This is a genomic window from Nonomuraea sp. NPDC003709 (assembly GCF_040610775.1).
GTDB lineage: Bacteria > Actinomycetota > Actinomycetes > Streptosporangiales > Streptosporangiaceae > Nonomuraea > Nonomuraea angiospora_A.
The window spans coordinates 1-12823 of the sequence record NZ_JBEXMW010000052.1 but is presented as its reverse complement, the minus strand read 5'-3'; the positions used below and the strand labels follow the sequence as shown (position 1 = coordinate 12823).

13 protein-coding genes are annotated in these 12823 nt (G+C 67.6%); 3 read left to right on the top strand and 10 right to left on the bottom strand.

The window, feature by feature from the left end; all coding sequences use genetic code 11:
• Nucleotides 1-209 precede the first annotated feature (209 nt).
• From ABZX61_RS63580 to ABZX61_RS63545, 8 genes are all read right to left on the bottom strand, one after another.
• Complete coding sequence (locus ABZX61_RS63580; protein WP_355212477.1) at nucleotides 210-650, bottom strand: hypothetical protein; 441 nt, start codon at nucleotides 648-650, stop codon at nucleotides 210-212.
• Between the two features lie 83 nt (nucleotides 651-733).
• Nucleotides 734-1969 (bottom strand): iron-containing alcohol dehydrogenase, encoded by a 1236-nt coding sequence (locus tag ABZX61_RS63575; protein WP_355212474.1) that lies wholly within the window; start codon nucleotides 1967-1969, stop codon nucleotides 734-736.
• 352 nt (nucleotides 1970-2321) lie between these two features.
• Nucleotides 2322-3782: an NAD-dependent succinate-semialdehyde dehydrogenase gene (locus ABZX61_RS63570; protein ID WP_355212471.1), complete on the bottom strand. Its 1461-nt coding sequence runs from the start codon at nucleotides 3780-3782 to the stop codon at nucleotides 2322-2324.
• A gap of 158 nt (nucleotides 3783-3940) precedes the next feature.
• A complete protein-coding gene (locus tag ABZX61_RS63565; RefSeq protein WP_355212468.1) occupies nucleotides 3941-5008 on the bottom strand; it encodes an ABC transporter ATP-binding protein in 1068 nt (355 codons plus the stop codon).
• A gap of 8 nt (nucleotides 5009-5016) precedes the next feature.
• A complete protein-coding gene (locus ABZX61_RS63560) occupies nucleotides 5017-6084 on the bottom strand; it encodes an ATP-binding cassette domain-containing protein (protein ID WP_355212465.1) in 1068 nt (355 codons plus the stop codon).
• Entirely contained in the window at nucleotides 6084-6995 is a 912-nt protein-coding gene (locus ABZX61_RS63555) for a carbohydrate ABC transporter permease (protein ID WP_344985647.1), read from the bottom strand. Before ABZX61_RS63555 ends, ABZX61_RS63560 begins: the two co-directional genes overlap by 1 nt.
• Entirely contained in the window at nucleotides 6995-7861 is an 867-nt protein-coding gene (locus ABZX61_RS63550; protein WP_355212462.1) for a sugar ABC transporter permease, read from the bottom strand. Before ABZX61_RS63550 ends, ABZX61_RS63555 begins: the two co-directional genes overlap by 1 nt.
• 80 nt (nucleotides 7862-7941) lie before the next feature.
• Entirely contained in the window at nucleotides 7942-9309 is a 1368-nt protein-coding gene (locus tag ABZX61_RS63545) for an extracellular solute-binding protein (protein ID WP_355212459.1), read from the bottom strand.
• A gap of 437 nt (nucleotides 9310-9746) precedes the next feature.
• Here ABZX61_RS63545 and ABZX61_RS63540 point away from each other — a divergent pair, with 437 nt between their 5' ends.
• From ABZX61_RS63540 to ABZX61_RS63530, 3 genes are all read left to right on the top strand, one after another.
• On the top strand, nucleotides 9747-10490 hold the full coding sequence (locus tag ABZX61_RS63540; protein ID WP_355212456.1) for a GntR family transcriptional regulator: 744 nt from the start codon (nucleotides 9747-9749) through the stop codon (nucleotides 10488-10490).
• Between the two features lie 87 nt (nucleotides 10491-10577).
• On the top strand, nucleotides 10578-11147 hold the full coding sequence (locus ABZX61_RS63535; RefSeq protein ID WP_350738673.1) for a DJ-1/PfpI family protein: 570 nt from the start codon (nucleotides 10578-10580) through the stop codon (nucleotides 11145-11147).
• Nucleotides 11148-11166: 19 nt separating this feature from the next.
• On the top strand, nucleotides 11167-11988 hold the full coding sequence (locus tag ABZX61_RS63530) for an alpha/beta hydrolase (RefSeq protein WP_355212453.1): 822 nt from the start codon (nucleotides 11167-11169) through the stop codon (nucleotides 11986-11988).
• Nucleotides 11989-12030: 42 nt separating this feature from the next.
• Here ABZX61_RS63530 and ABZX61_RS63525 read toward each other — a convergent pair whose 3' ends face one another.
• Both ABZX61_RS63525 and ABZX61_RS63520 read right to left on the bottom strand, forming a co-directional pair.
• Nucleotides 12031-12342, bottom strand: a complete 312-nt coding sequence (locus tag ABZX61_RS63525) for a tyrosine-type recombinase/integrase (RefSeq protein ID WP_355212450.1) — start codon at nucleotides 12340-12342, stop codon at nucleotides 12031-12033.
• Nucleotides 12343-12490: 148 nt separating this feature from the next.
• Nucleotides 12491-12622 carry a hypothetical protein gene (locus ABZX61_RS63520; protein ID WP_355212447.1) on the bottom strand — a complete coding sequence of 44 codons (132 nt, stop codon included), beginning with the start codon at nucleotides 12620-12622 and terminating at the stop codon, nucleotides 12491-12493.
• Nucleotides 12623-12823: the final 201 nt, after the last annotated feature.

Below are 12823 nucleotides of genomic sequence, written 5' to 3'. Positions count from 1 at the left end.
CGAACACCCTGTGGGCGCCAAGAACTCGGCCGCCCTATGCGACCTGCGCGTATTCGTGGATCAGCCCGCCGAGGCGGTCACGTCGGATGACCCTTATATCGTCCTCGACCGGGTCGGGAAGGGCTCGCAGCGGAGCGGCCTGGCCCAGAGCAGGAACTCGCCCCAGGTCGGTCCCGCGCGCCGCGGCGCTGGGTCGATGCCGGCCTTCTTCAGGATGAGCCACACGTGGAGGCCCCGACCCGGTAGCCCAGAGCGGCGAGTTCCCCGGCGATCCGCCGGTACCCCCACAGCGGATTCTCCCGGGCCAGACGAAGGACCAAGGTCCGGATGGAGGTGCGCGTGGGAGGCCGCCCCTGGCTGCGGCGCTTGAAGGTCCAGCGCCGCCGTACCAGATCGGCCTGCCGGCGCAGCAGCGTGCCCGGCGTCACGAACAACCGCCGGCGACCGGCGGGAGACAGCAGGCGCGCCAGCGCGCTGATCAACGCCCGATCCGCCCACCACGGCCGAGGCCTTGCCACCTGCCGACGCAACACCGCGAGCTGATGCCGCAAGACCAGAATCTCCGCCTCCTTCGACCTCCGCGAGCGAGCCGGCAGCACCAGCCAACCCGCGAACCGAACGAAGATCAGACAAACCAGCCGTAGCGCCATGGACGCGATCATGCCTGCCAACGCTGAAACGCCAAACCCCCAGGTCAGCCTCAACAGCCGAGTTTCGGGCACCCACACCGTCACTATCTCTGCTCCGGAGTCAGGACGCGTCGGGTCCGGTCCCCGAGCCAGGCCGCTTCGAGGATCGCGGTCAGGCTGGCGGTGTCGGTCGGGCCTGGATGGTTCTGGATCAAGCGGGTGACGCCACTGGCCATCTCCGCGAAGCGCGGGAGGTCGGCGCGTGCCACGCCGATGTCCGCCAAGGTAGTAGGGATGCCGATGTCGGCAAGGAGCCCGTCGAGCCAGGTGAGGAAGGTATCTGCGGCCTCGGCATCCGAGGCGTCGGTCACGTCGAGCCCGCACACCCCGGCAAGGATGGTCAACCGGTCGCCGATGGCATCCCTGGCCGCGTCCAGCGCGTAGGGCAGCAGCAGCCCGACGCCCAGGCCGTGCGGTGTGTGGGTGGCTGCGCCGATGGGGTATTGGAGGGCGTGCGGAGCCGCGTTGCCTGCGTGGGAAAATGCCATCCCGGCTAGCACGGACCCATAGGACATGTCCGCGCGCGCGTCCTTGTCGCCTCCGTCCCTGACGACATGGGGCAAGCTGCGGGCGATCCGCTCCGCGGCCAGGAGCGCGTAGTGATCGGTGATCGGGTTGCGGCCGAGGAAGACCTGCTCCACCGGGTCGCGCGGTCCGTGGGCCCGGGGTCGCGCGGTGTAGCTCTCCACCGCGTGACAGAACGCGTCGATGCCGGAGTGGGCAGTGACGGTCGCAGGGCAGGTGTAGGTGAGCTCGGGGTCGACGATGGCGAAGTCCGGCACGATGTGGACGCTGGAGACCCCCACCTTCAGCTCGCGGTCCGGGTCGGTCAACACCGAGACGGGCGTGAGCTCGGAGCCGGTGCCTGACGTCGTCGGGACCGCGACGAGAGGAATCGTCGGCCCCGGCACCTTCGACTCGCCGTAGAAGTCGCGCGGCGTCCCACCGTGGCACCGGATGACGCCGACGATTTTGGCGAGGTCGATCACAGTGCCACCCCCGATGGCGAGGATTACGTCGGCGTCCACCTCTGCGGCGACCGAGACGGCCAGGGCGACATCGGCGAGTGGCACGTCCGGAGTCGCGTCGGCAAACACCCCGACGACTTCGACCTTCTCCCGCACGGCGGCCACGATCTCGGCCACGCCCGGCTGCCCCAGAAGAACCCGGTCGGTCACGATGAGGACTCGCGAGCCACACTCGGCCACCACTCGCGGGATGTTCTGCGCGACCCCTTCGCCCACTATCAGCTGGCGTGGTCCGCGGACGGTCTCAAGCATGTCAGTGCCTCTCTGGAACGTCGGCGGTGATTTGCTGGGCGGACGTCCAGGTCACCCGGGTCGAGGGTCCCGCGGACATCGTCGCCAAGGGCGGTACGAGTCAAGGTCGCGACCAGCACCTCGATCATGGGCCCGAGTGCGTAGCCTTGGGGACCGTCGAAAGGGCTGATCGCCCCATCCACCGCCGCGGCCGGGTCTGTGGCGCGCACAGCGGCGGAGTCGACGGCGTCCCCGGGTGCCAGCGGATTCGTGCCGGCCATGGCCCGGGTCGCGCCCCACGGGTGGAGGCCGGTCAGGTCATGTGTGCGCAGGGCGCGGTGATCCTCGGCGGGCACCCGAGGCAGCAGGCCGGTCACGGTAGGTCGATCGCCGCGTAGGTGACGTCGAGATACTCAAGGATGCCCTCGTGCGACCCCTCCTTGCCGATCCCGGACTGCTTCACGCCTCCGAACGGAGCTGACGGGTCCGAGATCAGACCACGGTTGATGCCGAGCATCCCCGTCTCCAACCCCTCGGTGAACCGGAGCGCCCGCTGGAGGTCACGGGTGAAGACGTATCCGACCAGGCCGTGCTCGGTGTCGTTGGCCTTCGCCATTACCTCGTCGTCGGACGTGAACGAGATGATCGGCGCCACCGGGCCGAAGATTTCCGCCTCCAGCATCCGCGCGTCTTCGGGCACGTCGACGAGGACCGTGGGCGGATAGAAGTGGCCCGGCCCATCCGGACGCTCGCCGCCCACCAAGACACGGGCGCCGCGATTGACCGCGTCGGCGACGAGCTCGTCGATCTTGGTTACCGAGGCCTCGTCGATCAACGCCCCGACGTCCACGCCGTCGTCGAGACCATGGCCCACCGAGAGCGCGCCCATCCGCTTGGCGAAGCGCGCCGTGAACTCCTCGCGCACCGGCTCCTCGACGTAGATTCGGTTGGCCGCGATGCAGGACTCCCCGAGGTTGCGCATCTTGGCCACCATGGCACCGTCGAGCGCGACGTCCAGGTCCGCGTCGGCACACACGATCAAGGCCGCGTTGCCGCCCAGTTCCATGGAGGTGCGCAGCACGTTGTCCGCCGCCTGTCGTAGCAGCACGCGCCCGACCTCGGTCGACCCGGTGAACGAAAGCTTGCGGGTCCGGCGGTCGGCTAGCAGTGCTGAGACCACCTCGCCGGCACGCTCGGTTGTCACGACGTTGACGACCCCCGGGGGAACGCCGACCTCCTCCATGATGCGGGCCAGGAACAGCATGGTGAGTGGCGTCTGGGCTGCCGGCTTGGTGATCGTCGTGCAGCCCGCCGCCAGCGCAGGAGCGATCTTGCGGGCACCCATGGCCAACGGAAAGTTCCAGGGCGTCACGAAGACGCACGGTCCGACCGGCTTCGGCACGGTGAGGATGCGATATCCACCAGCGGGAGCGGTGTTGTAGCGCCCCTCGACGCGCACCGCCTCCTCGGCGAACCAACGGAAGAACTCGGCGCCGTAGGCCACCTCTCCCCTGGCCTCGGCGAGCGGCTTGCCCATCTCGAGCGTTATCAGCCGGGCGACCTCCTCGGATCGCTCGGTCAGTGCCCGGTACGTCGCGGTCAACAACTCTGACCGTTTTCGCGGCGGGGTCGCCGCCCACTCCGCCATTGCCTTGCTCGCCACGTCCAGAGCGGCGAGCCCGTCAACGACGTCGGCGTCCGCCACCTCGGCGATGGTCTCGCCGGTGGCCGGGTCCTCGACGACAAAGGTGGCTCCGCTGGCGGCGTCGCGCCAGGCGTCGCCAATCCGGAGCCGCCGGTGCTCGGGGGCCAGGACGTTCATCGGGTCACTCATTGCGTCGCCTCCTGTGATGTTCTTGGTGATGTCCAGCGTGACCTCAGCGATCGCGCCACGCGCGTTGACGAACGGGTCACACGACCTCGTCGGGGGTCGAGGTTGCCGAGGCTCGATTGCCACGTGCCGGCGCATGTTGACGTCGCCGCCCTGCGCGGTTACCTCCCGGCCTCGGACAGCGCCAGCCCGGTGCCCGCATCGAACAGGTGCGCACGGTCCAGGTCGACCGTGACAAGCAGCCGCTCGCCCGGCGTACCGGTGACGGTGGTTCGTGCCTTGACCTTGAGGATCTCCGTCCCCACTCGGACGTCGACCACCGTTCGGTCACCGAGCGGCTCAAGCCCGTAGAGCTCACCCGACACCGACGCGTCCCCACGCTGCTCGACGGACAGGTCCTCCGCGCGCACGCCCAGCAGCAGCGGACGACCGTCCTCAGCCGTGGTCCAGCGGGGCCGCGGCAGCGTCCAGCCTTCCGCCCCGACCAGACGATCTCCCTCGGCGTGGCAGGCGAGCAGGCTGATCGGCGGGCTCCCGACGAATCCCGCGACCCACTGGTTGGCTGGACGCTCGTACACCTCGGCCGGCGTTCCGACCTGTTGCACCTTCCCCTCCTTGAGGACCGCGACCTGGTCGGCCATGGACAGGGCCTCGACCTGGTCGTTGGTCACGTAGACAAAGGTTGCTCCGAGGCTCCGGTGGATGCGGGTGAGCTCGGTGCGCATCTCGACGCGGAGCTTGAGGTCGAGGTTCGTCAGCGGCTCGTCCATGAGAAACGCGCGCGGGCGACGGACCAGCGCCCGGGCCAGGGCGACACGCTGCATCTCACCGCCCGACAACTGCGCCGGACGACGCTGCAGCAGACGTTCGATGTGCAGCAGGCTCGACATCTGCTCGACGGCGGCGGCGATCTCGCTCGAAGAACAGCGGCGTGCCCGCAGCGGCGAAGCGATGTTCTCGTACGCCGTGTGCCGCGGGTAGAGGGCGTAGTTCTGGAAGACCATGGCCAGGTCGCGTGCGGCCGGGGCGTCACCGGTCGCGTCCCTCCCATCCAGATGCACCGACCCGGCGTCGAGCTTCTCAAGGCCGGCGATCGCTCGCAGGGTCGTCGTCTTGCCTGCCCCGGAGGGTCCGAGCACGACGAAGAACGATCCGTCCGGCACATCCAGCGTCACCCCGTCCAGGGCCTGGACTTTACCGAAGGACTTGCACAGCCCGTGCACTGCCACGGTTCCCATCAGGCCACCAGTTCTTCCGTGCTCACGTCGTAGACCGTCGGGGTCCCGCCGGTGTGCCGCAGCCCGACCGGTGCGTCAGCGGCGAAACGGACAGTCGGTGGCATCCGAACACGTACGTCGCGCTGGCCGCCGTGGTCAACCACGTAGATGATTTCGTCGCCCAGCCACTCCGCCGAGACCACGCGGGCCGGGACCGAACGTTCCGCCCCTGGTTCTGTGACTTCCAGCGCCTCCGGCCGGACGCCTGCGACCAGGCAACGGTCGCGCGGCAGGCCTGGCGGTGGCGTGAGGACCAGTCCGCCCTGACTGCGCAGCTTCCCGTCGGCCACCTCCACCTCAATCAGGTTCATCGGCGGGGAGCCGATGAATGCGGCGCAGAAAAGACTCGCCGGACGGTCGTAGACTTCCAGCGGCGTGCCGATCTGCTCGACGCGGCCCTTGTTGAGGATGGCGATTCTGTGACCGAGCGACATCGCCTCGACTTGGTCGTGGGTGACGTAGACCATCGTCGTCCCCAGCTCCCCCTGTAGGTGCTTGATCTCCGTGCGCATGTCCGCCCTCAGCTCCGCGTCCAGATTGGTGAGAGGTTCGTCCATGAGGAATGCGCGCGGTCGTCGCACCAGGGCGCGAGCAAGCGCGACGCGCTGCTGCTCCCCGCCGGACAGCCGGCGCGGTCGCCGGTCCAGGAGCGGACCGAGCCGCATCAGCCGGGCGGCCTCGTCGACCCGCTCGCGCACCTCCGCCTTGGGCAGTCCCTCGGCCCGCAGTGGGAACGCCAGGTTGTCGCGGGTTCTCAGATGCGGGTAGAGAGCGTAGAACTGGAACACCATGGCGATGTCGCGCTCGGCGGGCGGCAGGTCGTTGACCAGCGTGTTGCCGATGCGGATGTCGCCCGTCGTCTGCCTCTCCAGGCCGGCTATGGCCCGCAGCGTGGTCGTCTTGCCGCAACCCGAAGGGCCGAGCATCACGAACAGCTCGCCGTCGCTGATGGACAGGTCCACGTGATCAACTGCGACCGTCCCGTCCGGGTAGCGCTTGTGCAGGGCGGTCACCTCGATGCCCGCCATCAGCGTCGCACCGCCCCGAGCGTCACACCGGCGACGAGGTGCTTGCGCACCAGGTAGGCGAAGACGAGCACCGGTAGGGCGAACACTACGGAGGCGGCGGCCACGAGACCCCAGTCCACAGTGGTTCCACCGATGAGGCCGGCGATGGCAGGTGGGGCCGTCCGCACGTTGTCGCTGGAGGTAAGGAAGATGGCGAACACGAACTCGTTCCACGAGAAGATGAGTGCGAAGACCGCCGTCGCGGCGATGCCGGGCAGGAGCAGGGGAAGGGTGAATCGCCAGAACGCCTGCAAGCGGGTGTAGCCGTCGAGCATGGCGGCATCCTCGTACTCTGCGGGCACCTCGTCGACGAACCCCTTCATCATCCAGATCGTGAACGGGACGTTGAACGCGGCGTAGATGAGGATCAGGCCGAGCTTGGTGTCGATGAGTCCGACCTGGCGGTACATGAGGAAGATCGGGATCACGACCACCACGGGCGGCATGAAGCGGGTGGACAGGATGAAGAACAGTTGGTCCTTCTTGGCCTTCACGGCGAAGCGTGAGTAGGCCCAGGCCGCCGGGACCCCCAGCACGGTGGCCAGCGCCGTGGAGACCCCGGCGACCACGACGGAGTTGAGGAACGAGACGGACAAGGTCGAACGACCGCCGCCGGAGGCGACGAACACGTCCTTGAAATGGTCCATAGTGACCTTGAAGTCGAAGAACTTGGCCGGGATGGCGTAGACGTCCCGGTTCTCCTTGATGGACGTCTCGATCATCCACAGCACCGGAAAGAGCATCACGACGGCCAGCACGGTCAGCAGCGCGACCTCCAGCACGGAGCGGCCCCGGCCACCGAAGCGGCGCGCGGGGGGCGTGTGATCCCGGGCAGGACCTGTGGACACGGCCTCGTCGACGGAGACGGCCATCAGTCCTCCTTGAGCTTGTTCAAGTAGCGCAGGTAGAGCTGCGTAAGGACCATGACGACGAGGACCATGAGGATCCCGTACGCCGAGGCGGTTCCGGTGTTGAAGCCCAGGAACGCGACCTTGTAGACGTGGAACGACAACGTCTCGGTGGAGACCCCCGGACCTCCGCTGGTGAGGATGTAGACGAGGTCGAACAGCCGGAAGGCCTCGATGGCCCTGAACAACACGGCGATGAGGAGCAGCGGCCACACCAGCGGAAGAGTGATGGTGCGGAACCGGAACCACTCGGACGCCCGATCGATCGAGGCGGCCTCGTACAAGTACTTGGGAACCGCGGTAAGGCCCGCAAGTGCGATGAGCATGATGAACGGCGTCCATTGCCAGGTGTCGACCACGATCAGGGAAATCAGTGCCGTTCGCTGCCGGGTGAGCCACTCCACCTGCCCCAGGCCGAGCGAGCCGAGCATGCTGTTGATCACGCCGAATTGCGCGTCGAGCATAAATCGCCAGAACAGCCCGACCACGACCGGCGACAGCATCATCGGAACCAGGAACAGAGTGGTCAGCAGTCCTCGCCCGTGCGTGCGCCGTGAGATCAGGTAGGCGATGGCGAAACCGAGCACGGTCTGCAGGGCGACCGCGCCGACCACGTAGATCAACGTCGTCAAGGCCCTCAGGTGGACCTGCGCCGAAGTCAGGATGGCGGTGTAGTTCTCGAGCCAGACGAAATGGGCGGGCCCCCCGCGGGTGGCCGAGTAGTCCGTGAAAGACAAGTACAACGCCCACAGCAACGGGAACACCGACATTGCGAGCAACAGCAGCAGCGCGGGGGAGATGAAGGCCACGGCCAGCCCGCGGTCGCTCAAGCGGCGGGACCGACCCGGTGCAGGCGGCGTCGCGGACGCCACCTGCCCGGGGTGGTCGGTCGTCAGAGGGGCGGAGTCACTCACAGTCCGCCGCCGCCCTTGCGGCTGCTGGAGTTGAGCACGCCCTGCTGCTCCTTGGCGATGTCGTCGAGCGCATCCTTCGGCTTCTTCGCGCCGTTGAGAGCCGCGTTCACGTTGGTGTTCTCAATGTCGACGAGGCGCGCGTACTCGGGCACGTTCCACATGTCCCGCATCCGCGGAACCGAGTCGGTGTACACCTGGTTGAACGGCCCGGCATTGAGGAACTCGGGCGACTCCAGGGCGTCCGTACGCGATGGCACGCCGCCAGCCGCGGCCCACTTCTTCTGGATGTCAGCCTGCTCGAACCACTTCATGAAGTTCAGGGCCTCCGCCTGGTTCGCCTCGGGAGAGTAGGCCGACACGTGCATCCCCATGCCGCCGAGAGGCACCAGGTTCGTCTTCTGGCTCGGCAGGGTGGCAAAACCCAGCTTGTCGAGAATCTGCTCCCGCGTGGTGCCGAGCGTCGACTGCTTCGGGTCAAGCAGGCCGCCGCTCGCGGCGATCCAGTTGAACGCGATGCATGCCTTGCCCTGGGCGACCGCCGCGTTCACCTCGTCGATGAACCAGTTGCCGGAGCCCTTGGCGGTCAGCGGCTTCATCTTGTTGACCAGGACGTCCATCGCCTCCTGGCCCGCAGCGTCGTTGAGGACGCCGTCGATCTTGCGCGTCTTGGGGTCCCAGAGGTTGCCGCCGTAGACGCCGTTGACCGTGTTGTAGGTTACGGCCGCGGCGTCGGAGCCGTTGGCCTGGTGGAAAGCCAGCCCGCTGACGCCGGGGTGGTCCGCCTGGCACTTCTCGGCGACTGAGATCATCTGGTCCCAGGTCTGCGGTGGCTTGTCGCCGATCAGGTCCTTGCGGTAGATCATCGTCCAGGTGTCGCCGAGCAGCGGCAGTCCGTACAGGCTGGCGTTTTCGTCGCGCTTCCCGGTCTCCGCCTGGGGGAACTGGCCGTAGGCCGCCAGGAGATACGGGTTGTACGCCTTGACGTCGATGTTCTTCTTGACGAAGTCGGTGATGTCGAGGATGTTGCCGTTCGTCACGGCCTCGCCGATGTGTTGCGAGTCCAGGATCGGGATGTCGAAGTCGGTCTTGTGCGCGGCGAACTGGGTGAACATCGCGTCGTGCCAGTTCGCGTTCGGCACGGTCTTGACCTTGATGGTCACGTTCGACCGCTCCTTGGTGTACTCCGCGTTCGCGAAGGCTTCCAGCGCGTGGGCGGGGGGCCAGTCGAACCAGATGAAGCTGAGGGTCAGCGGATCCTTGGTGAGCTCCGGGATGGTCGCCGGTGCCTTGGGGGCGCTGCCGTCCTGGCCGCCGCAAGCCGCCACGGTCGTGGCCAGTAACATGGCCGCCGTCGCCAGCCGCACCTTTCGACCGGGAACGGACAGTCGTCCTAACCGCTTTGGATACCGCATCTTCTTGCCTGCTTTCTGGGTGGACTTCTGGAGCCTTGCTGCGTGCTTCGCCGAGCAGTTGCTGGGTTGTTCAGGCGTGTTGCCGGCTGTCGCAGGGGCTGACCCGCAGACCGGCGTCACGAGTACGCCGCGACGTAATGGGCTTCAAGCAGTCGAGAAGTCCTTCGGTCCTTGTGCGGACCAGTGGCGAACCGAGTAGGACGTCGAGCATGCTCATGGGAGCTCCAACTGATCGAAGCGGAGCGATGACGGGCGGTTCCCCGATGGGTGAAGGATGGCTGGCATCCGTCACCTTTCCTATACGATCCGAATGGGAGCGTCAACATCCCGCAGTGTTGCGACCGATGTCAACAGGTTCCCGAAGACGCAAGAAAGGACCTCACGTCACGATGGACGACGAAGCGATGATCGCGCGGCGCCCTGGGGCCATGACGGACGAAATGCCGCCGGCAAGATCTCGCGGCCGGCTTGCCGACGAGGTGTACGACACGCTGCTCGGACAGATGATGTCGCTACGCATCGAGCCTGGCTCCCGCGTCACGATCGACGTCCTGGCGCGAGAGCTGGGGGTCTCGCAGACGCCGATCCGAGACGCTCTGAACCGCATGGAGGCCGAGGGCCTGGTCGTGCGTGTGCCCCATGCTGGCTACCGCATTCCCCCCCAAATCACCCGTCACCGATTCGAGGACATGCTTGAGGTCCGCCTGCTCCTCGAGCCGGCAGCGGCGCGCAGATCCGCCGAACGCGCATCCTCGAAGCAGGTGGCCGGTCTGCGACGAATGCTGGAGGAGATGGCGGAGCTGGAGGGGGGCGAGGGGCCCATGGCCTATGGCGCCTTCGGGCTGCGCGACGCCGCTTTTCACGATCTCGTCGCCCTGAGCGCGGAGAACCAGGTCATCCGCGAAGCGCTCGCCCGCCTGCACACGCACGTGCACCTGTTCCGGCTTCTCCACGACACCCAGGTCACTCACTTGGCCATGGCCGAGCACGAAGAAGTTCTGGCCGCGATCGCCGCGCGTGACCCCGACGCCGCCGCCTACGCCATGCGTCGGCACATCCTGCTGTCCGGCGAGCGGTTCCGACGATTGTTCGACGAGGCCAAGGGCGCGGACGGAATGGCGGAAGAGGCTTGACGGGCGAGCTGGGCCGAGGAATGCTAACTCAATCCGATCGGATCGGATTGGATCCACCTCACCCGCCCCAGATGCGAGGAGAAGCAGGTGCCCAGAGCGCTGCTCCTGACCGGCGACGCCGCCGAGGAGCTCGACACCATGTATCCCTACTATCGCGTGCAGGAGGGCGGCTGGGACGTTGACGTCTCGTCACGGACGATGCGTGACGTTCAGCTGGTCATCCACGAGTTCGACCCCAACTCCGACGCCTACGTGGAGAAGAACGGCCGAAAGTTGCCGGTCGACGTGCCCTGGGCCGAGGTCGACGTCGAGCGCTATGACGCCCTCATCATCCCTGGGGGACGTGCCCCCGAGTGGATCCGGGTCGACGCCGACGTCAGGCGCATCACCGAGCACTTCTTCGCGCGCGATCTCCCGATCGCGCTGGTGTGCCACGGCGCGCAGGTGCCAGCTGTGTACGGGCTGCTGAAGGGTCGAAAGACGGCGTGCTTCCCCCCCATCACCGGTGACATGGAGAACGCGGGCGCGACGGTCATCGACGCTCCCGACGTCGTGGACGGCAACCTCGTCTCCTGCCGGGGGTGGCCCGACATGCCGCAATTCGGCAGGGCGATGATGGAGCTCTTTTCGAAGTCCATCAACTCCGCATCGGCGTGAGCACACCTGGCCTGTCCCGGTGACGGCACTTCGGACCGTCACAGTCGACGGCTCCCCCGTTCACGTCCTGGAGAGCGGCACCGGGCCCGCGGTGCTGATGCTGCACGGCTCCGGACCCGGTACGACCGGATCCGGCGCCTGGGCAACGACGGCACAGGCGCTGGGCACGTCCTGGCACCTGGTGGCTCCTGACCAGGCGGGGTTCGGCCGTACACCAATCCCGGCGGGCTCCAGGGGTGGGCTCCGGCTGTGGACGGAGCAGGCCGCGGGCCTGATGGATGCTCTCGGTGTCGAGCACTACGCCGTGGTGGGCCACTCCATGGGCGGTGCCGTGGCGCTGGCGTTGGCGGCCGCGCGTCCCCAGCAGGTCACCCGTGTCGTGGCGGTCTCGACGATGGGCGCCCCCGGGGCGCCGCTGTCCGCCGAGCTCGACGCGGTCTGGGCCGCCCCCGCCGGCCCGCTCGGGGCACGAGACATGTTGAGTCGCCTCGTCCTCGACCAAGCGCTCGTGACCGAGTCGGCCGTCGCTGCCCGTGCGGCTGCGATGCGAGCGGGTGCGGCCGCATTCGCGTCGTTGTTCCCTCCACCCAGGGCACGTTGGGCCGACGACCTCACCCTCTCGGCGCAAACGCTGGCAGGGGTCCGCGCGCCCGTGCTGCTCGTCCACGGCGCCGAGGACCGAGTCACCCCGCTCGGGACGGCAGCCCTGCCCCTGCTCGAACACCTGGCCGATGTCCGTCTGTACGTGCTCGGCCGATGCGGGCACGTGCCGGCGCTCGAACACCCGCACGACTTCAGGCGACTCTTGTCGTGCTTCCTCGGCCGGGAACGAGGTCCCTAATTGCTGCGACAGGTCCGCAGCCCGTGCTCAAGCTACGGACTTTTAATACGTGTCGGCGGTGAGCACGATGCTGGCATGTCCGAGCAGGCCCTGCACCACGCGCAGATCCGCTCCTGCCGCCAGGGCCGGCGTCGCGGCTCCATGTCTCAAATCGTGCAGCCGCACCGGGGGAAGGCCGCTGGCCATGACCAGCTTGTGGAAGCGGTGGGTGAGGTAGCTGGGATCAATTGCCCCGCCGTTCTCGCGGGTGAATATCGGGGTTGACGGCGACCAATCGATGCCCAGTTCATCGCCGCTGGACTTGTTCGTGGCGGTACAGAAGCCGGAGAGTGTCGAGGTCCAGAGCGATCCCACGCTGGCTGGAGGCGCTCTTCGGCGGACACGGCAACAGGCCGTGGTCGGTGTGGACAAGCCGGCAGGCAATGGTGAGTTCGCGCCGGTCGGTGTCAAGGTCGATCCAGCGCAGGCCGGCTACCTCGGCGCGCCGCAGAGCGATCAGCCATCACAGCGCGAACAGCCGGTCATCACGGACGAAGGCGAGGAACTCGGTCAGTTGCTCGATCGTCCACACCGCCACAGCGGGGCGCTCGCCGGTGCGCCTCCACGCGGCCACCCGCCATGGGGTCCACATCATGGGGTGGACGTGGCGTGGCGACGGTAGCCGTAGCCCCCGAGCCGGGTTGTCACGGATCACGTCTTACCGGACGGCTTCGTTCAACGCGGCCCGCAGCGTCGCGCGAATCCTTTCCAGGGTGGCCGCGCTGATCGGCTTGCCATACCGGGTGCGGCGCCTGGCCACAGCGGTGAACATCCTCACGACGTGCCGCCCCGACAG